Raw genomic sequence first — 26,546 nt, forward strand, 5'->3', positions numbered from 1 at the left:
ATCCATCCGTTTGAATATGCACGGCATGTCCATGCGACTTTTCCAGTACGCGAGCCATGACCTTGCCGCGTAACACCGCTGCGCCCAGGACACACCCGAGATGAATGCCCCCCACTCCGGCAGCGAAGCCGCCCACCTGATAGCCCGTCTGGACTGGTCCGCCACGGCCCTCGGTGAATCCGGCCACTGGCCCCAGAGCCTGCGTACCGCTGTGGACATCGTGATCCATTCGCCGATGCCGATGTTGCTGCTGTGGGGCTCCGAGCTGACCCAGATCTACAACGACGGCTTCGCCCTGCTGGCAGGCAACAAGCACCCCCAGGCCTTCGGCCAGCCGGCGCACCTGATCTGGCCAGAGCTGATGGACTTCACCGACCCGGTCTACCGCGCGGTGCTCAACGGCCAGGTGCGCAGCTTCAGCGAGCAGCGCTTCAGCCTGCAACGCAGCGACGGCACTGCACACGACCTGTGGCTGGACCTGACCTACAGCCCGATCCGCGATGAACGCGGCGACGTTGCCGGAATCCTGGTGACCGCCATCGAGACCAACGAGCGCCGGCGCATCGCCCTCGAACTGCAGCAGCGCTCCGACGACAGCCTGCGGGCCCAGCACGAGACCGAGGAGCGCCTGCAACTGGCCCTGGCGGCCACCGATGCGGTGGGCACCTGGGATTGGGACATTGGCGAAGATCGCTTTATCGCCGATACCCATTTTGCCCAGCTGCACAGCGTCGACCCGCAGCGATCCCGACAACTGCCCATCAGTGAGTACCTCAAAGGCGTGCACCCGGAAGACCGGGCCATGGTGGCCCGGAGCATCAAGCACTGCATCACCCAGGGCAGCGAATACGCCGAGGAATACCGCCTGCAACTGGCCGACGGCCAGGTGCGCTGGGTGTTCGCCCGGGGTCGCTGCTACAAGGATCACCACGGCCGACCGACGCGCTTTCTCGGCGCCGCCCTGGACCTGACCGAGCGCAAGCAGATGGAGCAAGCACTGCGTCAGAGCCAGACCGAACTGCAACTGATCATCAACGCCATGCCAGTGCTGATCGGTTATGTCGACCGCGAAGAGCGCTTTCGCCTGAACAACAGCGCTTATCTGGACTGGTACGGCCTGACCCCGCAGGAGCTGTACGGCAAGACCATCCGCGAAGTGGTGGGCGACGAGATCTACGCCACCCGCGCCGAGAACATTGCCGCCGCATTGGCGGGCAAGCCTTGCAGCTTCGAAGCCAACTCGCCCCACCGCGACGGCCGCCCGCGCCATGCCCTGATGAAGTACCTGCCCCGCCATGGCGCCGACGGTGCCATCAACGGTTTCTACATTTTCGTTATCGATGAAACCGAGCGCAGACAGACCGAGGAGGCTCTGCGCAACCTCAACGAAACCCTGGAAGAACGGGTCAACCGCCGCACCGAGGCGCTGGCCGCCGTCAACCAGCGCCTGCAGAACGAAATGTTCGAGCGCGAGCGCGCCGAGGACGCCCTGCGCCACGCGCAGAAGATGGAGGCTGTGGGCCAGCTCACTGGCGGCATCGCTCACGACTTCAACAACATGCTCACCGGCATCATCGGCAGTCTGGACCTGATGCAGCGCTACATCGACAACGGCCGCAGCGATGAGATCGGTCGTTTCACCGAAGCCGCCATGTCCTCGGCCAAACGTGCCGCGTCCCTGACCCACCGCCTGCTGGCCTTCTCCCGACGCCAGTCCCTGGACCGCCAGCCCCTGGACCCGAACCAGCTGGTGCGCTCGCTGCAGGAGCTGTTCAACCACACCAAGGGCGAACACATCCAGCTGCAGATGCAACTGGCGGACGAGGTGTGGCCGGTAAACACCGATGCCAGCCAGCTGGAAAACGCCTTGCTCAATCTGGTGATCAACGCCCGCGACGCCATGCCCGACGGCGGCCGACTGCTGATCGAGACCGCCAACAGTTACCTCGACGGCAGCGACATCAGCACCCTGGAGCCGGTCAAGGCCGGCGACTACGTGATGCTGGGGGTCAGCGACAACGGCGCCGGCATGAGCCCACGGATTCTGGCCAAGGCCTTCGACCCCTTCTTCACCACCAAGCCCATCGGCCAGGGCACGGGCCTCGGGCTGTCGATGATCTATGGTTTTGCCCAGCAGTCCGGCGGCCACGTGACCATCAGCAGCGAGCCGGGCCAGGGCACCTGTGTGCGCCTGTACCTGCCGCGCCTGCACAGCGCGCCCCTGGAACCGCTGCAACCCACGGGCAGCAGCGAGGCGCCCCAGGCCATGGCCGGGGAAAGCGTGATGGTGGTGGAGGACGACCCGGCGGTGCGCATGCTGGTGCTCAACGTCCTCAGCGAACTGGGCTACCGCGCCATTGAGGCCGAGGATGCACGCAGCGCCCTGCCGTTGCTGGAGTCGCCACTGCGCGTCGACCTGCTGGTGACCGACGTCGGCCTGCCGGGCATGAACGGCCGACAACTGGCGGAAATCGCCCGCCAACAGCGCCCGGGGCTCAAGGTACTGTTCATGACCGGCTACGCGGAAAAGGCCGCCGAGCGCCAGGGCTTTCTGGAGCCGGGCATGGACCTGATGGCCAAGCCGTTTTCCATCGAAGAACTGGCGCAGAAGATTCGCCAGATGATCGGCCGCGAGTCCTGAATTCAGGCATAATCCGCGGCCGCCGATTTCCCGCTACAAGGTCACGCCATCATGAAAGCCCAAGCCCGCCACATCCTGGTGAAAACCGCCGAAGAAGCCGAGCAGCTCAAGCAGCGCATCGCCAAGGGCGAAGCCTTCGACGTGCTGGCCAAGAAATACTCCACCTGCCCGTCGGGCAAGCGCGGCGGCGACCTGGGGGAAGTGCGTCCGGGGCAGATGGTCGGCGCCATTGATCAGGTGATTTTCAAGAAGCCCCTGCGCACCGTGCACGGCCCGATCAAGAGCAAATTCGGCTATCACCTGGTGCAGGTGTTCTTCCGCGACTGACCACTCAAGCCCCGCTCTGTGGGAGCTGGCGTGCCAGCCAAAGCGCCCGCAACCGGCAAAGGCCTGTTCGTCGGCCAGCCGGCTCCTACAACGCGGGCTCCCGGGGAAGCAACGCCCCGGGATGCTGAATCACCCGACTCGCCAATCGATGCCCGGCCTCTGCGGCCTGCACCGGGCTGCCGCCGCGCAAACGACAGGCCAGATAAGCCGCGCTGAAGGAGTCTCCCGCCGCCGTGGTGTCCACCACCTGCGCCACTGGCAGCGCCGGTATCTCATGACTCTCGCCGCCGCAACGCACCAGGCACGAATCCGCCCCGCGCTTGACCACCACCTCGGCAATGTTCGGGTAAGCCGCAAACACGCCATGGGCATAGTCATGGCCAAACAGTGCCTGCTCGTCCTCCAGGGTCAACAGCGCCAGGTCCACATGCTCCAGTACCTGCAGATAGGCCGCTCGCGCCTGCTCCACCGAGGCCCAGAGCCTTGGCCGATAATTGTTGTCAAACACGATCTGCGCCCGACGGATGCGCGCTTCCACCAGCAGGTCAATCAGCTTTTTGCGTCCCACCTCCCCGAGCACCGCCAGGGTGATGCCGCTGAAATACAACACATCGTAATCGCACAAGTCCGCCAGGATCGGCCCCGCCGCCGCGGTGTTGAAGCAGTCCCGTACCGCCGCCTCATTGCGCCAATACAGAAAACGCCGCTCCCCCCGGGCATCGGTCTGAATGCAATACAACCCCGGCAAACGCCCTGGCAGGCGCTGAACCTTTCCCAGGCCGATACCCTCCTGCGCCCAGCTCTGGCACATGGCATCGCTGAAGCTGTCGTAGCCCAAGGCAGTCACGTAATCCACCTGCGCCTGCTGCCCGAGCTCCCGGCACAGATACACCGCAGTGTTCAAGGTATCGCCACCAAAGCTCTGTTGCAGACTGCCGTCGTGACGCTGTTGCAGCTCGATCATGCATTCGCCAATGGCGGCAATGCGCTGCTTCCCGTTCATATTCTTGACCTCTCCTCAAAGCACACACCACCTTGTAGAACCTGGCTTGCCAACGAAAGCGTCCTCAGAGTTGCGCCCTAACCCAGGGTCTGTTCGTCGGCGGGCCGGCTGCTACGTTCAGAAGCAGGTTTCCAGACTCTCGATCACCTGCAGGCGCTCATCCACCAGCAAACCGGTGCGCCACTTGTCGAAGGTCAGGCACGGGTGCGATGTACCAAAGGAAATGATGTCGCCAATACGCAGCTCCACTCCCGGCGCCACGGTGAGAAACGCGTGCTGATCCATCACCGCCGTCACCTTGCACGCCGCGACATCATCACCGGCACCAGCCTCGGCTCCCGCGCGGTAACGCCGCAGCGGCACCGGCAAGCCAGCGTCATAGGCGACATCGCGCTTGCCCAGGGCCACCACCGCAAAGCCCGGCTCCGGCAGCGACTGCACATGGGCCCAGACCTCCATCGCCGGACGCAGGCCTTCGCGCAGATCACTGCGTCGATCCAACACACAGCACTGAGCCTCTTTGTAGATACCGTGGTCATGGGCGACATAACTGCCCGGACGCAGCACGCTGAGGAAACGCCCCTTGGCGTTATGGGTCTCGAAGGACTCGGCGATCAGGTCGTACCAGGCCGAACCCGAAGCCGTGATGATCGGCCGCTCGATGGCAAACAAACCATCGTTGTGCAGATCCACCGCCAGACGCACCAGGGAATCGGCAAACTGGCGAATGCCACTGATGGCCTGGTCGCCGTGGATCACCCCTTCGTAACCTTCGATACCGCACAACGCCAAAGCTGGCTGCGCCTGGATCGCCTTGGCCAGGGCCAGTACTTCCTGCTCGCTGCGGCAACCGCAACGACCGCCCACCACTCCGTACTCGATCATCACCTTGAGGGTGACGCCACGCTGGGCGAAAAACGCCCCCAGATCGGCCACGTTGTCCGGGTGATCCACCATGCAATAGAAATCGAAATCCGCGTCCGCCAACAGCTCGGCGATCAGCGCCATGTTCGGCGCCCCCACCAGTTGGTTGGCCATCAACACCCGGCGCGCGCCATGGGCGTAGGCGGCGCGAGTCTGTACTGCCGTGGCCAGGGTGATACCCCAGGCGCCGGCGTCCAACTGCCGCTGAAACAGCGCGGGCATCATGCTGGTCTTGCCGTGGGGCGCCAGCTCGGCGCCGCTGTCACTGACAAACTTCTGCATCCAGCGAATGTTGTGTTCCAGCGCCTCGCGGTGCAGCACCAGGGCCGGCAGGCTGACGTCGCTCAGCAGACTCGCGCCGATAGCAGCGGCGCCCTTTTCCACCAGGGGCAGATTCAAAGCAGAAGACATGTTGGCACTCCTTATCAAGGCGGCTGCGCACAGCCGCGACAAAGTCATCAATCGTTGATACGCCGGGCCAGGCGGTTGGCGCTGTCGATCAGCACCCGGCGATAGTCCTGGTAATGGCTCTGCGCATCGGCCCTGGGCGCGACGATGCACAGGGTGCAGATGCACACCCCGTGCTCATCGCGTACCGGCGCGGCAAAACAATGGGTGAAGGTGTCGGCGACGCTGTCGAAGGAAAAGAACCCCTCCTCGGTGGCCTGACGGATTTCCTTGAGGAAGGTCTCCAGCGGCAGCCGCTCACCATTAGGCAGCATGAAGTCCTGGTCATCGATCATCTCGACGATCTGCTCATCGCTCATATGCCCCAACAGCAACCGCCCGGAAGCGGTCCAGGGGATCGGCGCATTCTCGCCAATGTCCGAGGTAATGCGGAAATTCCGCTCGCCCTCCTTCATCAGCGCCACGGTGTATTTGCGCCCGTTGAGCAGGCACATCTGCGCGGTTTCCCGGGTCTGACTGACAATTTCCTGCAACGCCTGATCAGCCTCGCGGCTCAGATCGAAATGGCGCAAATGAGCCTGCCCGAGAAAATACAGCTGGCGGCCCAGATACACATGACCGTCCTTGCCCACCGGCTCCAGAACCCGCCGCTCCAGCAAGGACGCCACCAACTCATAAACCGTGGACTTGGGACTGCCAATGCCCTTGGCGATATCGTTGGGCCGCAGCGGCTGACCGATCTCCTTGAGGAAATCGAGAATATCGAACGCCCGATCCAGGCCCTTGGCCCGGCGCTTGATGCTGTCTTCAGTCATCTACCCACCCCTATGCAAAACACAATCCCTGTAGCCGCTGCCGCAGGCTGCGAACGCCCTGAGCGACACGCCGTCGCAGGGGCCGCAGCGATCTCATCACCCTGCGCCCGCGTTGCGGTCGATCGCAGCCTCGCCCAGGCTCGGCAGCGGCTACAGAAGCGCACTCAAGGCTTCTTCTTGTAGGCCACACAATCGATCTCGACCTTGCAGTCCACCATCATGCTGGCCTGCACACAGGCCCGGGCCGGCGCGTGTTCGGGCTTGAAGTACTCGCCGAACACCTTGTTGAAACTCCAGAAATCCCGCGGGTCTTCCAGCCACACGCCAACCCGCACCACATCCTCCAGGCCGTACCCGGCCTCTTCGAGAATGGCCAGCAGATTGCGCATCGTCTGATGCGTCTGCTCGACGATCCCACCGTGAATGATCTCGCCATCCAGCGCCGGCACCTGGCCGGATACATGCAGCCAGCCATCGGCTTCGACGGCGCGAGCGAAAGGACGCGGCTGGCCACCGCCTGCGGTGCTGCCGGTGCCGTAACGGGTGATGCTCATGGGGAATTCTCCTACTTGAAAGAGCAGCGATGTATAGAAAAAGAAAGTAAAAAATCCGCTATAGCGGATTTTATTTCTAGATAACGGAAAAAACACCAAAAGTGTGCCACAGGAAACTCCTGAAGGGCACAGGATTTTAAGAACCGAAGGATTAGCGACATAAAAGACATAAAGATTAAAAATCTTTAGCACACAACCTAAGCAAGATTAAATTCAACTAAAAATAAATACGCATTAGCGACGCCGACACCCTATCAAACCGAAATACACTAATAAACAGCAATAAATTTTCAAAACATCCAGCCTAAAAAGCCGAACTGAATCGGCTAACACCTACAAACCTACTTTATTAAACATCATCTCTGCTTGGCATACCCGAACTGTAATTACAATAAAAATATTCAGCCACCAAAAATAAACAACCAGTTAATTTTGGCCAACATCCAGCAGTAATCTCAATAAACTCATCGGTAGCATGTGCACCCTGATGAACATTTGAATTGCGAATCGAGTAAATAACTCCTGAAAGTGCACGCATAAACTCATCGCCCTGCTTACCCTTCAGTTTCTCCTTGACACAAGAGATCTCCGAAGGATTACAGGCTTCCATCGCCACAACAGGAACAAGTTCAAAGAGCTTCGAAATTGATGCCTTTTCCTTGTGAGCCCAAGCCGCAGACTCTTTACACTGCTGGGAAAGCTCATGCTCTGTCAAAGTGCTTTTCAATGCTTTTTTTAAACTATGCATCCAGCCAAAATAATACAACCCTTCCACGACCCTATAGACTTCCAGAAAGCTATGCTTCCAGTGACTCGCAGATAGTGAAAGATAAATATTTTCATGCGGCACATAACTAAGATCACTCAATCTGTGCGCTAAGCTCGCAATAGAATCAGGTATAAAGGCAGATCTTGCGCGACGAAACCTTACAGCCAAATGGCAAAGAACCTTCCAGGGAGAGAGATCAACCGCATTACTAATATCGAAAATACGAAGATCCTCATACAACCTAAACAAATCTTTAAAATCAACCTTAAACATCTCGCTTAAGTCCAACTCATCTACAATCCTTTTAGGCTGATTCAAATAACCAGGAGAAAGATCAAAAAGCCCATCAAAATTATAAAAAAATGAAAGCACACACTCAATTGTCAAATTTTCTTCATAAGCTTTAAGCTCAGCCATCTGCGAGCATATTTTATGAATTTCATCATCATGAAAATTGCGCAGAGAAAGTGCAATAAATTTACGACCTCCGCCTTCAAAGGCAAAACATACTCCCCCCCCCACCCCAAAAACCACATCCTGCTCTGGCATATTATAATTTTTCAAAGCGCTGACAAGATACTCTACTCTCGACAACCCAATTGAAGCCGACTCAACAATCAAATCTGTAGCAGCCTCCACAGGACGCACAAGCGACTTACACAACTTTCCAATATCAAAAACATTAGAAAAAACACCAACAGCTCTCTTAAACCCGAAATCAAAACTCTTCGCCATCCACGAAAGATTTAACTCACCGGCTGGCGTGCAAATCAAAAGTTCCAAGAGCATCCTTTCATCAAAACCAGGCACCAACTCCCAAACAAAAATATCACCATAACATCTCTTGGCAATATCAAAATCCAGAACAGCTCTTTTATTATTGGAAAGATCAACTGATCCTTTTAAAACCGCAACATCTAAGCTTGTACGCAGTGGAAGATCCAAAGAGTCAATAAGAAATAAAAAATGCGCATCAGTGAACTCCAAACATGGCATATTATGCCTCTTTGAAAACTCACCTACAGCCGCACATAAATCAGACGCCGACTCAATATCCCTACGAAACACAGCTGCATACTTCTTATCTTCAGCACAGAGAAAAACCAAAAACCCTTCAACACCAAAATAAACATCCCCTCCCTCTTTAAACCTAAGTGTCTCAACTAATCCAGCAGCAACTTTACGCTCCTCACTAACAGCACTCGTAATCAACTCTTGCCCACAACCAAGAGGTAAAAAAACTTTAAGTTTCTCCGTAACAACTGAGATATAGTGCTTCCAGTCCACTGCCATTTCAGTATGCCAACCAGCACGCTTGGAAATTCTTAATCCTGTCAGAGTCTTCAAAAAGAACACTAAACGCCTTCTCAAAAAACTCTCGCTCAAAGCGGCCAACTTGAGAGGCTCCCACTCGATGCTTAGCAATTCTTTCCTCTAAATCCTCAAGCTTTAAAATAAGCTCTTTTTCCTCTGGAGTCTGGGCTTCCTTTATCTTATCAATCAATTTATTAACATTAGCTTTCACCACTTCAAATTTTGACTCAACAGCATCCCAGTCAGTATCAAAACCAGGCTTATCAAAAAGAAAAATAGATAGTGCCGCAATAAATCCTGCTTTTGCAGGAAAGCCACGAAACACTTCCTTCCCAGCAACATACCTGGTCAAACTTCCAACATGTGATGGACCAGCCTCATATGTAGCCATAGCAAAATTCAGCTCACTTAGCAGTATTAAAGCCTCACTAAAATACCTAATTAGATCAACATGCGATGATGATTCAATCATATCCAACCTGACAAAATCTTGAGCTATCTGATCCTTCAAATTAAGTTCTCTCTTTCTTGAAGAGAAAATAAGCAACAACTCTACAACATCTTCTGTCTCATATATATTGACTGACAAATTTGAGCGACGCCCATCATCTCTAGAAAGAAAACTTACAGCCCCTTCGACCGCCCCCTCAACTTGCTTTAAAAGAGGCCTATAAACCGCCTCAAGCTGCCTAGCAATGTCCCATGGGACTTGCCCCGTATTTAGCACAAGCATCCTATATATTAGGCTATTAGCCCCTTCAGAAATCCAAAACTCAACCCTAACATCACTCACACCGGCATCAACATCCCCCTCAATTGCTTCATGTATTGCAGTTGTACGCTGCATACCATCAATTATTGATAATTCAGCATCCCCAAGCTCATCAAGAAACTTTTTGAAATCTTCACGACTTTCAACATCTAAAAGCGCAGCTTTATATGCAACACTGTCAACTAAAACACCAACCACCAACGGAGGCAGAGAAACACCCTTCAATATATCTACCACCATACGATCACGTATAGTCTTTGCAGTTTTTGTTTTTAAAGCAGCGCGCTGCCCTACAATACCGCCTTGCTTTGTACGATAGACATCATCAACAAGAGCCAAGTATTCTCTTGCAGGCATATCTATCATTATAGAAGTACACCTTACTTTAGGTTGCGCTATTTTATGAAACATACTTCCTCCATTTGCCCAGCCAATCGAGTTCAGAAAACCAATTCAAACACGGAACAATATTAAACCAACATAGAGCAACATACAGAAAACCGGCTCACAATAACAAAAGTATCGAAACACTCAAGCTAAAAGTAAATCCATCTGATTTTGCCAGAGCAGCCTCCTTGCACTATATCTTCTGTCTCACTATAGTTCCCACCGTCGCTGCCAATTCAGCGACCTGACTTGGCCGTCAGCATCCTAAGCGCACAGGCGCTCCCCATAACAAGGCAAGCGCTTTTTTTGCGCTCGCACGTTCGTGTTATGGCGACTGTGCGTGGGACACCTTCGGGTGTGCCGGGATGCTTAGGCCCGGTCGGCCAACCCGCGTACAGTTGCCACCCTGCTTCGCTTGGCCGCGATTGGTGGTAGCTACCTAAGTTATGGAGCGTCACTGATATGGATTACCAACCGTTCACTTCCTCCAGTGCCACCGACCACCCCGTCGCCTTCATCAACCCACAAGCGCCGCTGCTCGACCTGCTGACCTACGCCGGCCTGCGTATCCGCGCTGCCCGGGACATGCTGGACAGCCTTACCGACATGACCAGCCGCCACGCCGATCACCTCGACCTGCAGCGCTTCTCCAGCGTGGCGACCCTGTTATTGCAGGACGGCTGCGATGTATTGCAGGTAGCGGAACAACAAGCGCTGCAACTGCCGGAGTAGTAACCCAAAGCACCGCCAAGGCTCCTGCTTTGCTCGGCTCAGATTTGCTTTGGCTTTTGATCTTGATCTGTTAGCCCCGTTAACCACGATGGCCGAACGCAGGCATTGAGCCGTGGGTAACCCGGCAGGGATGCCGGGTTAGCCGCCACCCGGCCATGGATGGCCGGTGGCGGCGGCCCACGGATCAATGCCTTCGTTCGGGCATGCCGAGCCTAGGCGAGGCACCGAGTGGAGGGGCAGAGCGTTTTGCTCACCTTTTGCGCTCTTCAAAAGTGAGTCGCTGTAAGAGCGAAACCGCCAGCGGCCGTGACCGCAGGAATGGATATGCACACCTAGTAAATCGGAGAATCAGGTTTACGGAGGATCGACCGAAAGCAAGCTCCCTTGCCACAGAGGTCGCAACCACAACAAGCGCACGAGAACCACCTTAGCAACCGCTACCTGCGCCACACCATCCACCGGCATCCTCGATGCCGCCTTCGCTGAAAAGCCAGCGCCTGTATAAAAAGCCTGGCACCCACAAGCCATCAATCAAAGTCAGCAACGCACAACACCCACCACAGATTCCGCGCCCCCTGGCAGGCGACATAGGCAGAAGAAATAGTCGAATCCCTGGTCAACTCAGACCAATCGGAACTATCGAACCGATACACCACCAGCTCGGAAAACGGAGCCGGAAACACCGCCTCCAGCGCCTCCCCCACCAACTTCCGAGCGTCGGCCAGGCTCAACCCACGGGGCGCGTGATGACACCCGCCCCGCAGCACCACCGCCAGCAACGAGCCCTCGAACTCGTATCGATTCAGCATGGAAAAGGGCCCGAACTCAGGCTCAATCCGCCCAATAGCCGTCGACCTGGCGAGGTTGCTGAAACGCTCCAGAAACTCGGCCAGTCGCGCTCTCTCATCCAACGCCTTGATTGAGGGATCTGGCTTGAAGAAGCTGGACACCACCTCGCCACACTGAGCAAGCACGGCAAGCAGTTCGACAAGGGGGGACTTGTCGACGACGAACTCGCTGGCTCCGGTAAATGGCGCTACAGCATCGCGCTTCAGACTTTCATCTTGATTCATGATCGAGCACCCGACTTTGGCCACAAACAGGCAACCACCAGAGCAACTACCGTGCCCTGGGCTTTTGCGGCCGCAGATAAAAACCAGAAATAAGCGCAATCAGCACCAGCATCAACGCCAGGCTGGGATCACCTTTAGGCAGCATGAATTGATAAAGACCAGCGCCCATCGAGAGCATCGACCCCATGCACAACACAAACCAAACAGCTTTTTTAACCCGCTTCACGATCTGATGACGTCCCTTCCACAGATAACTTCAACGGCACCACTCAGAACGACCAGGCCGGGGGGACGACAATGTATCGGCCGCACTGTTGCACGGCAAACCCGAAAGCCATCCCCGCCCCACAGCTCCTTCGTGCTTACGCCTTGAAGGTCAAGATCGGCGAAAACCGCGCCATCACCGATACCGTCCCTTCTTCCACCTGGGAACGAATCACCTGGCCGATTTCCTTGTAGGCCCCTGGCGCCTCTTCGATCATCCGCTCTTCCTTGGTGGTGATGCACTCAACGCCCTGCAAGCCGAGGAAAGCCTTGTCCTTCTTGGCCTTGAACACGATCTCGCTGCGCGACATCGAGCGCCCGGCGCCGTGACTGGCCGAACGCAGCCAGCGCTCATTGCCCAGCCCGGTGAGCAGGTAGGAGTCATGCCCCATGCTTCCCGGAATCAGCAGCGGCTGCCCGGCATAGGCCGGTGTCGCGCCTTTGCGATGCACATTGCCGCCCTCTTCGCGCAGCACGATGTTGTGCGGCACATCGACAATCAGCGGCGCTTCGATGCCCGCGCCAAACACTTGCCGGGTACGCTGGCGGACCATTTCCGCGATCAGCGCGCGGTTGGCGTCGGCGTAATGGGCGGCGCTGTGCATGGCCAGCAGGTACTCATCAGCCATCTCGCCGAACAGGGCGAAGATCTTCGAGTCGGGATGCTTGATCCCTTCTGGCCAGAGGGCCTTGGCCTTGTCCATCCAGCGTCGCCCCACATAGAAGCCCACGTCCCGGGAGCCGGTGTGAATCATCATCACCACCTGCCCCACGGACAGGCCCTGAGCAAAGCAGGCCTGACGATCCACCAACTCGGTGACCACCTGGATCTCGACAAAGTGGTTGCCGCCACCCAGGGAGCCCAGGCCCGGGTCGCGAAGGATTTTCCGCGAGCGGTCCTGCAAGGCTTCCGGCGCATAGTCGGCGCTGCCGCGGGCGAACGACGACTCATGCAGGCCCGACAGCTCTCGCTGCAATTGGGCGAAATCCGCCCCGGCGAACAGCCCGATGGGGTCCTGCTGCTGCACCTGGGCCCAGAAGTCCCCCAGTCCCGCTTGAAACAGCGCGGTCATGGCCGTTGGGCTGGTGGGAATGTTGCGCGTACCCTCCAGCAGATCACCACGTACCAGGGCGGTCCACTTGGCTTTCTGCGCCATGAACTGTTCGTAGTTCAGCCCCAGCTTGTGCAGGCGCATGCCGCAATTGATGTCGGTGCCGATGGCTTGCGGCACCACCATGTCGTGGCTGGTGACAATCACACTGCCCACCGGGATCGGGCTACCGGTGTGAAAGTCCGGCGTGGCGCAGGCGCACTTCACTTCACCGCCATGGGGGTGGGCGACCTTGGCGAAATCCATCAGTTGGAGGATGGCTTTCTCTTCGATGGCAAAGCTATCGGGCAGCAGCAGATCCACCTTGAGCCCGGCGTCATTGATCGAAGAGATAGAGAGGGAATTGGAATTCAGGCGTTCGATGGCCACCCCGGAACGGGCGAGCTTGTGCTGAATTCTTTTCAGAGGAGTCTTGGTCATTTTCAACTGCTTTTCTTGGACGCAACAAAACAACCACCCTTTTGGTGGCTGGAATTGTCTGGTCAGCAGCGAAACTTAGACGGCGCGGATAATGGGGAATGACGGCGTGGATGTAAAGAGCCGGGGAGCAATTATTTGACGAGGCGCCTGCCTGGCGACGTGACGTCAGTGTGGCTTCGGCCCGCCTTTCCACGGCGTGTAAAACACGCTGGCATGGATCGGCGGCACCTTGCCCTGCTCGAGCGCAAAACCCAGTATCTGCCCTGGATCCTAAGGCCGCTCGCTGGTTGAAAGCCAACGACAATTGCCGGCGATGACCATCGCTCCTCCAAGCCGGCGATTGTCGCCAAAGCTGTAAAAGCTTCTCCAGGTGCCCGGCAAAAACGGGTTACCCTGGCGCTCCCCACCCGCTCATCGCCCCAAGCAAGGAAGCTCCATGACCCGCGCCATCACTATCATCTGCGACAACTTCGCCGACTGGGAAACCGCCCTGATCAACGCCACCGGCCGTGGCTACTATGGCTTCGACTGCCGTTACGCTTCCCCCAAGGGCGCTATCGTGACCTCCATGGGCGGCCTGCGGGTGACCCCGGACCTGGCGTTGGAAGACATTCGTCTGGACGAAGTGGATCTACTGATGGTTTGCGGCGGGAGCGTCTGGCAAAGCGACAAGGCGCCGGACATCGGCGACCTGCTGCGCGCCGCCCAGGCACGCCACCTTGTGATCGCCGGCATTTGCGACGGCACCCGCGAATTGGCTCGGGCCGGGGTGCTGGACGCGGTGAAGCACACCTCCAATTCGGCGGCCAACCTGCTGGCAGTCGGTTATGCCGGCGCCGCGCACTACCAGGATGTGCCCCACGCGGTAGCGGACCAGCGCGTGATCACCGCTCCAGGCAGCGCGCCGGTGAGTTTCATGGCGCAGATTCTCAGCACCCTGGGCATCAACGACGACAACCTTCGCGCCTACCTCGGCATGCATGCCGCCGAGCACCAGCAGAAGATCTGACCTCTCCCTTGTAGGAGCCGGCTTGCCGGCGAAAGCGATCTCACGGCCGCCTTCGCTGGCAAGCCAGCTCCTACGGAAGGTGGTGGGTGGGGCGACAGTGCGGGCATGTAGCCGTGGACTATTTCACCAGTCGGAAATCCCGGTGGCCCAACCAAGCCGCAAAGTCCGCGGCGCTGAAAATGCTCTCACCCTCATGCTCGATGATCGCCAGCCCCGCCAGAAATTCGGCATCCCGAGTGTAGGTATGGATACTGGCACAGAAGGCCACCACGCCATCCAGACGACGGACCAACGTCAGCGCCGCCTGTCCTAGTCGTTGGTGATCCAACTGGTCTTTATCCATGGCCGCCAGGCTCAGGATGCCTTCAGGGAGCCATCCAAGCTCCCCGGCCAGCCCGGCATATTCCGCCAGTTCCTCCGGATAGTCGGCCCCCAGCGCGCAAAGCATGGGACTGCCTTCGATAAAGAACGCCCCCCTACCCGCCCAGGGCTGATCCGCAACCTCGGCCAAGCAGGCGCGCACCAGGCTTTCGACCAAGCCATCGATCTTGCGCGGCAACAGCACCCTGACAGTTGGCCCGGACATTGATTGATTTTCTCCAGCGGACCGCCTCCGCATGATAGGGAGCGGCAAGACATGGTGGATTGCATCCGCTCCGATGCCCCGGAGCAGATCACTTCATTCACCGGACCGAGAGCATACAGACAGCAACAGACGTGTACAAAAACCTGTGCCACATTGATGCGACTCAACGCCTGGAGCCATTGACCGCCAACCAGCTCCAGGCATTTGTCCCAAACGCCCTGGCTGGACAAGAGCAGTTCCCGCTGCTTTGATTCAACCTTCGTTCCGATCGCATCGCACCCAAGGAGGGGAACATGCCTTTTAAAGTCGTGATGGTTTTCGGTACACGCCCTGAAGCCATCAAGATGGCGCCACTGGCCAGGGTGCTAAAACACTGGCCAGGTCTGCAACTGCACATTTGCTCCACCGGTCAGCACCGGGACATGCTCAAGCAGGTACTGGACTCCTTCGAGCTGCAAGTCGACAAAGACCTGGAAGTGATGACCCAGGGCCAGTCCCTCAACGGCCTCTCGCAGCAACTGCTAATCCATCTGGATACCACCTTCGAACGCCTGCAACCGGACATCGTCCTGGTGCATGGCGATACCACCACCAGCTTTATCGCCGCCCTCGCCGCTTTCCACCGCCAGTTGCCCATCGGCCATGTCGAAGCCGGGCTGCGTACCGGCAACCTCAGGGCGCCCTGGCCCGAGGAAGCCAACCGGCGCCTGACCGGAGTCATCGCCGACCTGCACTTCGCTCCGACCGCCGAGGCCCAGGCCAACCTGCTGCGGGAAAACGTGCCCGCCGACACCATCGAGGTCACCGGCAACACGGGGGTCGATGCGCTGCTGTGGATGCGGCATCACCAGCAACAGACCCAGTGGCGCCCCGCCGCCGATTCGCCCCTGGCGGTGCTGGAACACCAGCGGCGCATGGTGCTGATTACCGGCCATCGCCGGGAGAATTTCGGCGACGGTTTGCGCAACATCTGCGAAGCCGTGGCGACCTTGGCCCGGCGCTACCCGGACGTGCAATTCGTGTACCCCGTGCACCTCAATCCGCAGGTGCAGAGTGCGGTCTATGGCGTGCTCTCGGACACGCCCAACATCTACCTGATAGCGCCTCAGGACTATCAGCATTTCGTCTGGCTGATGGGGCGCTCGCACCTCATCCTCAGCGACTCCGGCGGCATCCAGGAAGAAGCACCGGCCATCGGCAAGCCGCTACTGGTACTGCGGGACGTTACCGAACGGCCACCGGAACCAGAGGGCGGCACCGTGTTGCTGGTGGGCACCGACCGCGAACGCATCGTGCACCATGCCAGCGAACTGCTGGACGATGCCGAGCTCTATGCCCGCATGAGCCGAGTACACAGCCCCTATGGCGACGGCCATGCCAGTGAACGCATCGCTCGCCGCCTGTACACCTGGCTGGAGGCAAAAGCCCTGCGTGACAGGGCATGAACCTGGGCCTGAACCTCTGCGCTCAAGCCACGCAACGGCATAGCACCTTGCAGCGCCAACTCCAGGACTTCTCCCGTCAGGCAGGCACCTGCCGAGACAGCTGGACCTGAGTCACGCGGCGCTCTTCCACCGCCATCACCTGAATGTTCCAGCCCTCCCATTCCAAGCGGTCGCCCTTGACCGGCAGACGGTCCAGCAGGCTCATCACCAGCCCGGCCAGGGTCTGGTAGTCCTCGGTAGGCTCGGCGCCAAAGCCGGTACGCTGGCGCACCTGGGGCAGGTTCAGGGCGCCATTGACCAGGAACCTACCCTCGTCTTCCACCACATCCGGCCCTTCGACCTCGCTGGCATCCGGCAGCTCGCCGGCAATGGATTCGAGAATGTCGGTCATGGTCAGGATGCCCATGAAGTCACCAAACTCGTTGATCACGAAGGCGATGTGGGTCGACGCCTTGCGCATCTGTTCCAGGGCGTTGAGGATCGAAAAACTGTCCAGCAGGTTGATGGTCTTGCGCGCCAGGTGCTCAAGGTTCGGCTCGTTGCCGGCCAGGTATTCCTTGAGCAACTCCTTCTTGTGCACGAAGCCCAGCGGCTCATCCACCGCACCATCGCGAATCAGCGGCAGGCGCGAATAGGACGAGTGCATCAACTTGGTCCGGATGCTTTCCGGGCTGTCCGTGAGGTCGATGGAGTCGACCTCGGCGCGCACCGTCATCAGCGTACGGATCGGCCGCTCCGCCAACTGCAGTACGCCGCTGATCATCACCCGTTCGCGGCGGTCGAACAGCTCGCTGCTCGGTGCATCACCGTCTTCCAGCAAATCGGCGATTTCCTCACCCACCTCTTCTGCCGCCAGCTTGCGGCCACCCAGCAGGCGCATCACTGCATAGGCCGTGCGCTCACGCATCGGGCGCAGGCCCTGCATGGACTTCTTGCGTCGAGCCCGGGCGATCTGGTTGAACACCTCGATCAGAATCGAGAAGCCGATGGCCGCGTACAGGTAGCCCTTGGGAATATGGAAGCCCAGGCCTTCGGCGGTTAGGCTGAAGCCGATCATCATCAAAAAGCCCAGGCACAGCATGATCACTGTCGGGTGTTCGTTGACGAAACGGGTCAGCGGCTTGCTGGCGACGATCATCACACCGATGGAAACCACCACCGCGATCATCATCACCGACAGATGCTCCACCATGCCCACGGCGGTAATCACCGCGTCCAGGGAGAACACCGCATCGAGCACCACAATCTGCGCCACGATCGGCCAGAACAAGGCGTAGGTGGCACTGCCGGCACGCTGGCTGACATGCCCCTCCAGGCGTTCGTGCAACTCCATGGTGGCCTTGAACAACAGGAACACACCACCGAACAGCATGATCAGGTCGCGGCCGGAAAAGCTCTTGTCGAACACCTCGAACAGCGGCTGGGTCAGGGTCACCATCCAGGAGATGCTGGCCAGCAGGCCCAGGCGCATCAGCAATGCCAGGGACAGCCCGATCAAACGGGCGCGGTCACGCTGCTCCGGCGGCAGCTTGTCCGCGAGGATGGCGATAAACACCAGGTTGTCGATGCCCAGCACCAGTTCCAGGATAATCAGTGTCAAAAGGCCAAGCCAGGCCGTGGGGTCTGCGATCCATTCCATAACGACGACTCAAGTTCTCCAGAAAATTCAAACGGCCAGGCGCGACGAAGCACCAAGGTGCAGGACAGGTGCAACCTGGGTGACGGGCTGGTCAGTGCGGGAAGTGGCAAAGGCCGGGGACGTGCGGCCGGGAGAATGATTGCCTGAGCGTCTGCGTCTCAATGGGGCCGGATGGCGCGAGAAGTCATGGGGCAAAGCGAAGAAAGAGCGCCGACTGGGGGGCTCCGAGAGCGTGTTCATGCAAGTCCTGAGTGAAAAAACGGACTTGGAGGTTACAGGGGCAGCGGCACTTTTCCCCAGCGGGAAATCATTACAAAAGTTTATCCGGGACACCCCCTCAAACCGCCTACACCCGCTCGGCAATCTCGATGAGGTTCAAGTCCGGGTCCCGCAGGTACACCGAGCGGATCGGTCCCGTGGCTCCGGTGCGCGCCACCGGGCCCTCGATGATCGGCCAGTTGACTTGCAGCAGATGGGCAATCACCTGCTCCAGGGGCACGCTGGCGATAAAGCACAGGTCCAGCGCCCCCGGTACCGGCAGGTGGGCCTTGGGTTCGAATTCCTGGCCACGCACATGCAGGTTGATCTTCTGCTGGCCGTACTTGAAGGCCTTGCGCCCGCCGGCAAAGGTTTGCAGTTGCATACCTAGCACCCGAACGTAAAAGTCCTCGGCGGCCACAGGATCGATGGTGGTCAGTACCAGGTGGTCAAGTTGGTCGATCATCGAGGACGCAGCTCCTGAAGGAAGAAAATAGCCCGGCGGATTATGCTCGCCGGGCGCAGCGCTGAACATGCCGTATCAGGCCGAACGCCGGTACTCGCGCTTGACCTGGTCGATGTAGCGCACCACCGCCGGGGCCTGCTCGAAACGCCGGTAAATCAGCGACAGCCAGGACGACGCCGAACTGCCGCCGATCGGCCGGTACACCACATGGGGCAGGCTCAAATGCCCCACCACCGATTCGGGCACCACCGCCACGCCCTGCCCCAGGGAAACCAGGGCCAGCACCGCCACCAGGCCGCCGGGCTGGGCACCGAGCTTGGGGGCATAGGCCCCCTGGGCCGCCACTTGCAAGGTGCCGCTGATCTGCTCCGGGAGGATGAAGGTTTCATTGAGCAGGTGCTCGGAGGCGATCTGCGGCAGCCGGCACAGCCAGGACTCGGCGGACAGCGCCAGGACAAACCCCTCGGCGTCCAGGCGAATGGCCTCCACGCCGTCGGGCAGGGTCATGGGCGAACGAATGTAGCCGACGTCCAGGCGTCCGTCGGCAATCCGCGCCGGCAGGGTTGCCATCGGACACTCGCGCACATTCAGGCTGACGTCCGGGCAGTCGCGGCTGAAGCTCTGCACCTGCTTCTGCAACAACCCGGAATACACCGCCGAGGCCACATAGCCCAGCTCGATGTGGCCGATCTCTCCGCGCCCGGCGCGCTGGGCGTTGCGCTGGGCGAACTCGAACTGGCGAACCGTGGCTTCGGCTTCCAGGAGCAAAGTGGCACCGGCCTCGGTGAGACTGACCTCGCGCTGCTGGCGCAAAAACAGCCGCGTGCCCAGGGTCTTCTCCATGTCCTGGATCTGTCGGCTCAAGGTCGGCGGGGCAATCCCCAGTTGCTCGGCCGCGCGGGTAAAATTGCGCTGCCGGGCCACCGCCAGGAAGTAGCGAAAGTGACGAATTTCCATAAAAGGTATTAGCTCAAAGGTAACGAACTGACCGCCAGCAGCTAACAAAGACCCACAAAGGCCGGGATAAGCTGAGCGGACCTTCACAGTAGAGAGCCTTTGCCATGCGCGTCAAACCCCTGATTCTGGCAATGATCGCCTGCTGCTGCCTGCAGAGCGCCGTGGCCGCAGAGATCCAAGCCAACGTTGCCCACAAAGCAATCCTGCCTTTGAACAGCCCCCCAATCCCGCTCAAGTCCGGCCAGCAAACCACCCAGGCCAAAGGCTGCCCCTGTGCAGTGATCATCCTCGATGACGGGGTACCGGTGGTGGCGAGCATCGAACTGACAGCACTGTCCATCCTCAGTCGGCGGACAGCGCCATGAGCCGCCTCATCAATCCCCGCCTGACCCTGCTGACTGCTTCCGGGGTCTGCTCGCTGATCGTCCTGGACACCAACATCGTCGCCGTGGCCCTGCCGAGCATCGCCCGCGACCTGGGGGCCAACTTCGCCGATATCGAATGGGTGGTCAGTGCCTACATGCTGGCCTTCGCCGCCCTGCTGCTGCCGGCGGGCAGCCTGGCGGACCGCTTCGGACGCAAGAGGACCCTGCTCTGCGGCCTCGGCCTGTTCATCCTTGCCTCCCTGGGTTGCGGCGCCGCCCCCAACGCCCTGCTGCTGGACCTCGCTCGGGCCCTCAAAGGCGTGGGCGCGGCGCTGCTTCTAACCTCGGCCCTGGCCTCCATCGGCCATACCTTCCATGACGAAGTGGAGCGGGCCAAGGCCTGGGCCTTCTGGGGGGCCTGCATGGGCATGGCCATGACCGCCGCGCCCACGGTCGGCGGCTTGATCACCGAATACTTCGGCTGGCGCTGGATCTTCTACTTCAACCTGCCGGTAGGCGCCCTGCTGCTGTGGAGCGTGCTGCGCAACGTGCCGGAATCCCGGGATACCCAGGCGGCGCGCCTGGACCCCTGGGGCAGCCTGGCCTTCAGCGCCAGCCTGCTGTGCCTGATCTGGGGCCTGATCGAAGCCAACCGCATCGGCTGGAGCCACCCAGCCACCTCCACCCGCCTGTTGGCCGGAGTGGCGCTGCTGGGGCTGTTCGTGCTGATCGAGCGCCTGCAACGCCGGCCCATGGTCGATCTGCAACTGTTTCGCCATCCGCGGTTCATCGGCGCCCTGCTGGGCATGTTCGCCTACGCCGGCTGTGCCCAGGTGATGATGACCCTGCTGCCCTTCTACCTGCAGAACGGTCTGGGCTTCTCCGCCATTGCCTCAGGCCTGGGCATGCTGCCCTTTGCCCTGACCATGCTGATCTGCCCACGCATCGGTGCCCGCCTTGCCGGGCGCTACAGCCCCGCCGCCCTGATGGCCGCCGGGCTGACCCTGGTGGGCTGCGGCAACCTGCTCAGTGCTTGGGCGGTGCATGCCGGGGGCTACCTGAGCTTCGCGGCGGCGATTGCCGTGACCGGTGCCGGGGCCGGCCTGCTCAACGGCGACACGCAGAAAAACATCATGGCCTGCGTGCCCCGGGAACGCACCGGCATGGCCTCGGGCATGAGCACCACCATGCGCTTCAGCGCCATCATGCTGGCCATAGGCGTGTTCGGTGCGCTGTTGGCCAGCCATACCCTGCAACGGCTGCAAGGCAGCCTCAGCCAGGTGCCCGGGCCTTGGCTGGCCCAGGCGCCGGACATCGCCTCGCGGGTGGTGGCCGGGGATATGCAGGGCGCCTTGGCGAGCCTGCCGGAAAGCACCCGCGCCCTGATTGAACCCCTGGCCCAGCAAGCCTTTGTCGGCGGCTTCGGGTTGGTACTGACGGTGGCAGGCATTCTCGCCCTGCTTGGGGCCCTGGTGGTGGGCCGGTTGATGCGCAACCCCCTGCCCCAGGCCCAAGGCCTGGTGCTGAAAACCCAATGAAGCATGGGGATGCCGATTGGCTCTCTGGGCCGCCGCCAAGGTGGGCAGCGGCCCGCTGCTTGCAATTTCAGAACAATAAACAAATGGCTTGAACAACAAATGGCCGGCTAAGGTACGGCCTTCAGTAGACGAGGTCAGTGTGAAGCCTACAAACGTGATTGTGGTCGGTGCCGGCATCGTCGGTGCATCCATCGCCTACCACCTGGCCAGACAGGGCGCGCAGGTCACGGTGGTCGAGCAAGCCAGTCCCGGTTCCGGGGTCACTCGCCATTCCTTTGCCTGGATCAACCCCCACGGCGAGTTCCCGGCAGCCGCTCGGCCGCTGCGCTCCCTGGCGCTGGCGGACTATCGACGCCTGCAGCAGGAGTTGCCCCAGTTGCAGATTCAATGGACCGGAGCACTGACTTATGCCGAAACCGGCCCGGACTCGACAGACACCGATACCCAGGGGCCGATGTCGTCCGCCCATTGGATCGACCGTGACCGGATCGGTGAACTTGAACCCAATCTGCAGGAACTACCGCAACGAGCCCGGTACGCCCCCGGCGAAGGCAGCCTCGACCCGGTAGCCACCACCCAGACGCTGCTCGAAGGGGCCCGGACCCACGGCGCCCGGGTGCTTACCCAGACGCCGGTACAGGGGTTGCTGGTGGAGGGCCGGCGCGTGCTCGGCATCACCACTGCGGCCGGGCCTTACCTAGCCGAGCACATCGTCCTGGCAGCGGGCTGCGCCACCCCTGCCCTGTTGGCGCCCCTGGGAATCCAGCTGCCGGTGCAGGCCTCGCCGTCGATCCTGATCCGCTTCGATGCCCCGCGCGGCCTAGTCAAGACCCTGGTTTCCAACAGCCTGCTGGAGATTCGCGAAGCGGCGGACGGCAGCCTGCTGGCGGCGGAAGACTACATCGACGACAGCGGTCCTCAAGGGCCCGAGGCCATAGCGCAGCAAGCCATGGCCACGATCCGCCGCCTGTTCCGCGGCGCCGAGAAGATAGCGCTGCGCAGCGTTGAGGTCGGTCAACGCCCAATGCCCTGTGATCAGTTGCCGATCATTGGCCCGAGCCAGCAGTACCTGGGCCTGTACCTGGCGGTGATGCATGCCGGGGTGACCCTGGCGCCCACCGTCGGCCGCCTGGTCAGCCAGGAGTTGCTGCTGGGCCAATGCTCTGCCGAGCTTGCCTCGTGCCGCCCGGCACGTCTGGGCTGACGGGGTTCAGCGGGCTCGTCATCGGGCGTCCGTTCTTCGAATCAAGCCACCCGTGAGCTTGAGCCGGGTCATGACCTGAGTGGCTCAGCCATCCCTGGCTCCTGGTTGCGGACAGCAAAGTCAGGTCCGGAAATTTCAAGCGACTTTCCAGACTCATCCCATATTAGTTTTTGCGCACCCTTTGCTAGGTTGAGCGCCACTTTGCACCCGGGCCAGGTACGGCGCGGGTCTGGCCTCTCTCAAGCTTAAGGATGAGCCTATGTTCGCGCCGGCCGACACTGCGCATTTCGTGCTGTCCATCCCTTCTGTTCGCCACGACTTCAAGGTGCTGGCCTTCAAGGGTCGCGAAGCCATCAGCGAGCTGTATGCGATCCATATCGAGCTGGTTTCGGACAACCCCAATGTCGATCTGGAAAGCCTGCTCAACCAGCCGGCGTTCCTGCAGTTCGGCCTCAAGGGTGAAGGCATCCACGGCCTGATCGACGACATCGAAATCGGCGACAGCGGCAAGCGCATGACCCGCTATCACCTGATCCTGCGTCCTCACCTTTATCAGTTGCAGCACCGCCACAACCAACGGGTCTATCAGAACCTGACGGTGCCGCAGATCATTGCCAAGGTGCTCAAGGAACACGGCATCCTCGCCGACCAGTACCGCTTCAACATTGCTCCCAAGCCTTCAGTACCCAGGGTGTATTGCGTGCAATACGGGGAGACGGATTTCCAGTTTGTGCAACGCCTGTGCTTTGAAGACGGCATTCACTGGCACCACGAACACAGCCTCGACCAGCACCTGCTGGTATTTTCCGACAACCAGACCGACTACCCGATCCTCGCCACCGCGCGCTATCAGCAAGGCAGTGGCCTGGCCGCCGAAGACCCGGTGGTCAGCCATTTCGCGGTGCGTTTCAGCACCCGCACCAGCCAGGTGGTGCGCCGCGACTACAACCTGAAAAAGCCCGACCCGCGCAGCGCCTCCAGCGGCGCCCCGCTCGATCCGGTGCCCAGCACCCTGCACAGCTGCGCACAGAGCGAGGCGCTACCAATCCTTGAGGACTATCGCTACCCGGGCCGCTACAGCACCGGCGCGGTGGGCCAGCAACTGAGCCAGATCGCCCTTGAAGGCCATCGCGCCGATTACCAGTTGGCCAAGGGGCAGAGCGATCTGTCGAGCTTTCGCTGCGGCCATCTGGTCACCCTCAGCGAGCATCCGCGCGGCGAATACAACCAGATGTGGCTGCTGGTCAGCGTTGAACATGAGGGTCGACAACCGCAGGTGCTGGAAGAGTCGGTCACCAGCGACGACCGCCACGGCGGCTTTACCCAGGGTTACCGTAACCGCTTCAGCGCCATCCCCTGGGACACCTTCTTTCGGCCGCAAGAGCCCGCCCCCAAGCCCCGCCTGAGCAGCCAGACCGCGCTGGTGACCGGTCCTGCCGGTGAGGAAATCTGGTGTGACGAATTCTCACGGATAAAGATTCAATTTCATTGGGACCGCGAAGGCGAGCGCAACGAGTTCTCCAGCTGCTGGGTACGGGTGGCCACCAGTTGGGCCGGTGAAGGCTTTGGCCACGTGATCATCCCGCGGATCGGCATGGAAGTGCTGGTCAGCTTTATCGGCGGTGATCCCGAACAGCCCTTGGTGACCGGCTGCGTACCGAACCAGCACACGCCCGTGCCTTATCCGTTGCCGGCGAACAAGACCCGTAGCGTGTTCAAGACCCGCAGCAGCCTGGGCGGCAATGGCTCCAACGAGTTGCGCATCGAGGACAAAAAGGGCGCCGAAGAGATCTACGTCCACGCGGAGAGGGATCAGAACATCGAAGTCGAACACGACGAAACCCACTGGGTCGGACGTGATCGCACCAAGACCATCGACCGCCACGAACGTGATCGCATCAAGCGCAACTGGTCGATCAATGTCGACTGCTTCAAGACCGAGACCATCAACCTGGCCTCTCTGCAAAACGTCGGGCTGGCCAAGATGATGAACATCGGCACGGTCTACAGCCAGAACGTCGGCCTGCACATGAACACCCTGGTGGGAATCAACCAGAGCACCCAGGTGGGCCGTAGCCAGAGCACGGTGGTGGGCACGTCCTACAGCCTCAAGGTCGGCGATGGCAGCGTGCAAAGTGCCGCACCGCCTGCGGGTGAGGAGCCTGCGCCGGAGGCCAGCGGACCAGGATCGAGCATCAAGCTGGACGGTGAAAGCATCACCTTGCAGGTCGGACGCTCGAAAGTGGTGATCACCGATGCCGGGATCTACCTCGACGGACCGGACATTCATCTGGTGGCAGGCAACACGGTCAACGCCGATGCCCCCGCAGACGTGCACCTCAACAGCGGCACCGCACAACCGGCGCCGAACCTGCCGGTGGACGCCGAAACCACCCAGCTCAAAGGCCTGGATGTGACCGATGCCATGCCGCTCTTGATCGACGGTAGCTGGTGATGGGCGTCATCCACATCGAGAACCACACCGGGCTGCCACACCTGCTGTATGAAAAAACCACCCCGGCGGGCGTGCCCATGGACATCCTGGTGATTCGCGGCACCTTTGATTTTGCGCAGGGCTTGGCCATGCCCTTGAGTGTAGATCAGAGCGCGATTGTCCTCGGCGATCGCTTCGATGGACCGATAGCCACTTTTCCCTTGCAGGCGGTGATCGCCGAAGAAGGCGATCTGCTGTTGGGCAAGCCCGGCACCGATGTGCTGCTGCAAGGCAGCGTGCACAGTGCTGAGGGGCAGTGGCGCACGAACTGGCCGGTCGAGGTGCAGGTCGGAGCGGTGCGCAAGAACTTGCAGGTCCATGGTCCGCGTACCATGCACAAGGGGCTGATGGGCTGGACGCTGAGTGCCCCCGATAAAGTGGAAAAGGTCACGCTGGATTACCGCCTGGCGTTTGGCGGCTGCTTCTACGACCCCGAGCCATCACCCGGGCAGACGCCGATTCCCAGCGTCAGCTACCCCAGCAACACCGCCGGTTGTGGCTGGCTGCCGAGCGCGGCTGAATTGAACACCCTGGAGGCTTCGGTGCGCCAACGCATCGAGGCACAGATCGCGCAGTTGGACAGCCTGCCCGCCCCTCAGATTGAAGACCCAGCACATCCCTACAAAGCCCCCTCGCAGCGTTTGCAGCCCGTGGGCCTGACCGCGCTGGCGCGCTGGTGGCAGCCGCGCGTGGGCTTGCAAGGCACGCTGGACGCGCAATGGTTCGCTGAACGCTATCCACTGCTGCCGGACGACTTCGACCCACGCTTTTACCAGAGCGCCCCGGCCGATCAGGTGGCCGTGCCCTATCTGACCGGTGATGAGAGCGTGCGGCTCAAGGGCTGCCTGAGCGAGGGCGACTACCTCATGCATTTGCCCGGAGTTGCACCGCTGGTGGTGTGTGAAAGCACGGACGCTGAGCCCTTCGTCAGCGTGCCGGTGCTCGACACCCTGCGCCTTGACCTGGACCAGCGCCAGGCCGTGCTGCTCTGGCGCCTGCCCGTGACGGCGGGTATCAGCCAGATAACCATGGCGCTGGTTGGCACCGCCGCGTTGCCAGGGAAGGCTTGA

Annotated in this window: 23 protein-coding genes; 10 read left to right on the forward strand and 13 right to left on the reverse strand. The window is 60.1% G+C overall.

Features of this window, described 5'->3' with window-relative positions; all coding sequences use genetic code 11:
• Nucleotides 1-100 precede the first annotated feature (100 nt).
• Together PFZ56_RS23640 and PFZ56_RS23645 are read left to right on the forward strand one after the other, a co-directional pair.
• The gene (locus tag PFZ56_RS23640; protein WP_170004120.1) at nt 101-2,641 is read left to right on the forward strand and encodes a PAS domain-containing sensor histidine kinase; all 2,541 of its coding nucleotides are present in this window, start codon (nt 101-103) and stop codon (nt 2,639-2,641) included.
• Nucleotides 2,642-2,692: 51 nt separating this feature from the next.
• The gene (locus PFZ56_RS23645) at nt 2,693-2,968 is read left to right on the forward strand and encodes a peptidylprolyl isomerase (RefSeq protein ID WP_011061856.1); all 276 of its coding nucleotides are present in this window, start codon (nt 2,693-2,695) and stop codon (nt 2,966-2,968) included.
• An 85-nt stretch (nt 2,969-3,053) separates the two neighbouring features.
• Here the strand turns inward: PFZ56_RS23645 and PFZ56_RS23650 are convergent, their stop codons facing one another.
• The 6 genes from PFZ56_RS23650 to PFZ56_RS23675 form a co-directional block, all read right to left on the reverse strand.
• Nucleotides 3,054-3,971, reverse strand: coding sequence for a sugar kinase (locus PFZ56_RS23650; RefSeq protein WP_123394470.1), 918 nt, complete (start codon nt 3,969-3,971; stop codon nt 3,054-3,056).
• A gap of 117 nt (nt 3,972-4,088) precedes the next feature.
• The gene (locus tag PFZ56_RS23655) at nt 4,089-5,306 is read right to left on the reverse strand and encodes an amino acid deaminase (protein ID WP_170004118.1); all 1,218 of its coding nucleotides are present in this window, start codon (nt 5,304-5,306) and stop codon (nt 4,089-4,091) included.
• Between the two features lie 47 nt (nt 5,307-5,353).
• The gene (locus PFZ56_RS23660; protein WP_102881510.1) at nt 5,354-6,118 is read right to left on the reverse strand and encodes an IclR family transcriptional regulator; all 765 of its coding nucleotides are present in this window, start codon (nt 6,116-6,118) and stop codon (nt 5,354-5,356) included.
• A 164-nt stretch (nt 6,119-6,282) separates the two neighbouring features.
• Nucleotides 6,283-6,672, reverse strand: a complete 390-nt coding sequence (locus PFZ56_RS23665; RefSeq protein WP_102881511.1) for a RidA family protein — start codon at nt 6,670-6,672, stop codon at nt 6,283-6,285.
• Nucleotides 6,673-7,021: 349 nt separating this feature from the next.
• Nucleotides 7,022-8,797: a hypothetical protein gene (locus PFZ56_RS23670; RefSeq protein ID WP_170004116.1), complete on the reverse strand. Its 1,776-nt coding sequence runs from the start codon at nt 8,795-8,797 to the stop codon at nt 7,022-7,024.
• Complete coding sequence (locus tag PFZ56_RS23675) at nt 8,736-9,938, reverse strand: hypothetical protein (RefSeq protein ID WP_170004115.1); 1,203 nt, start codon at nt 9,936-9,938, stop codon at nt 8,736-8,738. Before PFZ56_RS23675 ends, PFZ56_RS23670 begins: the two co-directional genes overlap by 62 nt.
• Before the next feature lie 438 nt (nt 9,939-10,376).
• Here PFZ56_RS23675 and PFZ56_RS23680 point away from each other — a divergent pair, with 438 nt between their 5' ends.
• Nucleotides 10,377-10,646 (forward strand): hypothetical protein, encoded by a 270-nt coding sequence (locus PFZ56_RS23680; RefSeq protein ID WP_170004113.1) that lies wholly within the window; start codon nt 10,377-10,379, stop codon nt 10,644-10,646.
• 527 nt (nt 10,647-11,173) lie between these two features.
• Here the strand turns inward: PFZ56_RS23680 and PFZ56_RS23685 are convergent.
• The 3 genes from PFZ56_RS23685 to PFZ56_RS23695 all read right to left on the reverse strand — a co-directional run bounded on the left by PFZ56_RS23685 (nt 11,174) and on the right by PFZ56_RS23695 (nt 13,515).
• Complete coding sequence (locus tag PFZ56_RS23685; RefSeq protein WP_170004111.1) at nt 11,174-11,719, reverse strand: hypothetical protein; 546 nt, start codon at nt 11,717-11,719, stop codon at nt 11,174-11,176.
• 46 nt (nt 11,720-11,765) lie between these two features.
• Nucleotides 11,766-11,945, reverse strand: a complete 180-nt coding sequence (locus PFZ56_RS23690) for a hypothetical protein (protein WP_134928841.1) — start codon at nt 11,943-11,945, stop codon at nt 11,766-11,768.
• A gap of 136 nt (nt 11,946-12,081) precedes the next feature.
• On the reverse strand, nt 12,082-13,515 hold the full coding sequence (locus PFZ56_RS23695; protein ID WP_102881514.1) for an RtcB family protein: 1,434 nt from the start codon (nt 13,513-13,515) through the stop codon (nt 12,082-12,084).
• Nucleotides 13,516-13,951: 436 nt separating this feature from the next.
• On the opposite strand from PFZ56_RS23695, the gene PFZ56_RS23700 reads away from it, so the two are divergent.
• Entirely contained in the window at nt 13,952-14,524 is a 573-nt protein-coding gene (locus PFZ56_RS23700) for a type 1 glutamine amidotransferase family protein (protein WP_102881515.1), read from the forward strand.
• A gap of 118 nt (nt 14,525-14,642) precedes the next feature.
• Here PFZ56_RS23700 and PFZ56_RS23705 read toward each other — a convergent pair whose 3' ends face one another.
• On the reverse strand, nt 14,643-15,110 hold the full coding sequence (locus PFZ56_RS23705; protein ID WP_170004109.1) for a DUF6368 family protein: 468 nt from the start codon (nt 15,108-15,110) through the stop codon (nt 14,643-14,645).
• A 293-nt stretch (nt 15,111-15,403) separates the two neighbouring features.
• Between PFZ56_RS23705 and wecB the strand changes: the two genes are divergently transcribed.
• Nucleotides 15,404-16,555 (forward strand): non-hydrolyzing UDP-N-acetylglucosamine 2-epimerase, encoded by a 1,152-nt coding sequence (gene wecB, locus PFZ56_RS23710; protein WP_170004107.1) that lies wholly within the window; start codon nt 15,404-15,406, stop codon nt 16,553-16,555.
• Between the two features lie 76 nt (nt 16,556-16,631).
• Here wecB and PFZ56_RS23715 read toward each other — a convergent pair whose 3' ends face one another.
• From PFZ56_RS23715 to PFZ56_RS23725, 3 genes are all read right to left on the reverse strand, one after another.
• Nucleotides 16,632-18,194 (reverse strand): TerC family protein, encoded by a 1,563-nt coding sequence (locus tag PFZ56_RS23715; protein WP_110596715.1) that lies wholly within the window; start codon nt 18,192-18,194, stop codon nt 16,632-16,634.
• Between the two features lie 346 nt (nt 18,195-18,540).
• Complete coding sequence (locus PFZ56_RS23720; RefSeq protein WP_110596714.1) at nt 18,541-18,918, reverse strand: VOC family protein; 378 nt, start codon at nt 18,916-18,918, stop codon at nt 18,541-18,543.
• 75 nt (nt 18,919-18,993) lie between these two features.
• Nucleotides 18,994-19,875 (reverse strand): LysR family transcriptional regulator, encoded by an 882-nt coding sequence (locus tag PFZ56_RS23725; RefSeq protein ID WP_170004105.1) that lies wholly within the window; start codon nt 19,873-19,875, stop codon nt 18,994-18,996.
• 104 nt (nt 19,876-19,979) lie between these two features.
• On the opposite strand from PFZ56_RS23725, the gene PFZ56_RS23730 reads away from it, so the two are divergent.
• The 5 genes from PFZ56_RS23730 (at nt 19,980) to PFZ56_RS23750 (ending at nt 26,546) form a co-directional block, all read left to right on the forward strand.
• A complete protein-coding gene (locus PFZ56_RS23730) occupies nt 19,980-20,240 on the forward strand; it encodes a hypothetical protein (RefSeq protein WP_170004103.1) in 261 nt (86 codons plus the stop codon).
• Nucleotides 20,237-21,778 carry an MFS transporter gene (locus tag PFZ56_RS23735; protein WP_170004101.1) on the forward strand — a complete coding sequence of 514 codons (1,542 nt, stop codon included), beginning with the start codon at nt 20,237-20,239 and terminating at the stop codon, nt 21,776-21,778. The genes PFZ56_RS23730 and PFZ56_RS23735 overlap by 4 nt, the downstream gene beginning before the upstream one ends.
• Nucleotides 21,779-21,917: 139 nt before the next feature.
• Nucleotides 21,918-22,982, forward strand: coding sequence for an FAD-dependent oxidoreductase (locus tag PFZ56_RS23740; protein ID WP_346010625.1), 1,065 nt, complete (start codon nt 21,918-21,920; stop codon nt 22,980-22,982).
• A gap of 259 nt (nt 22,983-23,241) precedes the next feature.
• Entirely contained in the window at nt 23,242-25,437 is a 2,196-nt protein-coding gene (locus PFZ56_RS23745; RefSeq protein ID WP_170004097.1) for a type VI secretion system tip protein VgrG, read from the forward strand.
• Complete coding sequence (locus PFZ56_RS23750) at nt 25,437-26,546, forward strand: DUF2169 domain-containing protein (RefSeq protein WP_170004095.1); 1,110 nt, start codon at nt 25,437-25,439, stop codon at nt 26,544-26,546. The genes PFZ56_RS23745 and PFZ56_RS23750 overlap by 1 nt, the downstream gene beginning before the upstream one ends.

Source organism: Pseudomonas danubii (assembly GCF_042980055.1).
Classification (GTDB): domain Bacteria; phylum Pseudomonadota; class Gammaproteobacteria; order Pseudomonadales; family Pseudomonadaceae; genus Aquipseudomonas; species Aquipseudomonas danubii.

What these genes read in the sequence shown, in the direction of transcription:
- wecB (WP_170004107.1), top strand. Translation starts at nt 15,404, where the DNA reads ATGCCTTTTAAAGTCGTGATGGTTTTCGGTACACGCCCTGAAGCCATC.
- PFZ56_RS23735 (WP_170004101.1), top strand. Translation starts at nt 20,237, where the DNA reads ATGAGCCGCCTCATCAATCCCCGCCTGACCCTGCTGACTGCTTCCGGG.
- PFZ56_RS23645 (WP_011061856.1), top strand. Translation starts at nt 2,693, where the DNA reads ATGAAAGCCCAAGCCCGCCACATCCTGGTGAAAACCGCCGAAGAAGCC.
- PFZ56_RS23730 (WP_170004103.1), top strand. Translation starts at nt 19,980, where the DNA reads ATGCGCGTCAAACCCCTGATTCTGGCAATGATCGCCTGCTGCTGCCTG.
- PFZ56_RS23665 (WP_102881511.1), bottom strand. Translation starts at nt 6,672, where the DNA reads ATGAGCATCACCCGTTACGGCACCGGCAGCACCGCAGGCGGTGGCCAG.
- PFZ56_RS23725 (WP_170004105.1), bottom strand. Translation starts at nt 19,875, where the DNA reads ATGGAAATTCGTCACTTTCGCTACTTCCTGGCGGTGGCCCGGCAGCGC.
- PFZ56_RS23660 (WP_102881510.1), bottom strand. Translation starts at nt 6,118, where the DNA reads ATGACTGAAGACAGCATCAAGCGCCGGGCCAAGGGCCTGGATCGGGCG.
- PFZ56_RS23720 (WP_110596714.1), bottom strand. Translation starts at nt 18,918, where the DNA reads ATGATCGACCAACTTGACCACCTGGTACTGACCACCATCGATCCTGTG.
- PFZ56_RS23640 (WP_170004120.1), top strand. Translation starts at nt 101, where the DNA reads ATGAATGCCCCCCACTCCGGCAGCGAAGCCGCCCACCTGATAGCCCGT.
- PFZ56_RS23715 (WP_110596715.1), bottom strand. Translation starts at nt 18,194, where the DNA reads ATGGAATGGATCGCAGACCCCACGGCCTGGCTTGGCCTTTTGACACTG.
- PFZ56_RS23745 (WP_170004097.1), top strand. Translation starts at nt 23,242, where the DNA reads ATGTTCGCGCCGGCCGACACTGCGCATTTCGTGCTGTCCATCCCTTCT.
- PFZ56_RS23700 (WP_102881515.1), top strand. Translation starts at nt 13,952, where the DNA reads ATGACCCGCGCCATCACTATCATCTGCGACAACTTCGCCGACTGGGAA.
- PFZ56_RS23655 (WP_170004118.1), bottom strand. Translation starts at nt 5,306, where the DNA reads ATGTCTTCTGCTTTGAATCTGCCCCTGGTGGAAAAGGGCGCCGCTGCT.
- PFZ56_RS23705 (WP_170004109.1), bottom strand. Translation starts at nt 15,110, where the DNA reads ATGTCCGGGCCAACTGTCAGGGTGCTGTTGCCGCGCAAGATCGATGGC.
- PFZ56_RS23650 (WP_123394470.1), bottom strand. Translation starts at nt 3,971, where the DNA reads ATGAACGGGAAGCAGCGCATTGCCGCCATTGGCGAATGCATGATCGAG.
- PFZ56_RS23675 (WP_170004115.1), bottom strand. Translation starts at nt 9,938, where the DNA reads ATGTTTCATAAAATAGCGCAACCTAAAGTAAGGTGTACTTCTATAATG.
- PFZ56_RS23750 (WP_170004095.1), top strand. Translation starts at nt 25,437, where the DNA reads ATGGGCGTCATCCACATCGAGAACCACACCGGGCTGCCACACCTGCTG.
- PFZ56_RS23695 (WP_102881514.1), bottom strand. Translation starts at nt 13,515, where the DNA reads ATGACCAAGACTCCTCTGAAAAGAATTCAGCACAAGCTCGCCCGTTCC.
- PFZ56_RS23685 (WP_170004111.1), bottom strand. Translation starts at nt 11,719, where the DNA reads ATGAATCAAGATGAAAGTCTGAAGCGCGATGCTGTAGCGCCATTTACC.
- PFZ56_RS23680 (WP_170004113.1), top strand. Translation starts at nt 10,377, where the DNA reads ATGGATTACCAACCGTTCACTTCCTCCAGTGCCACCGACCACCCCGTC.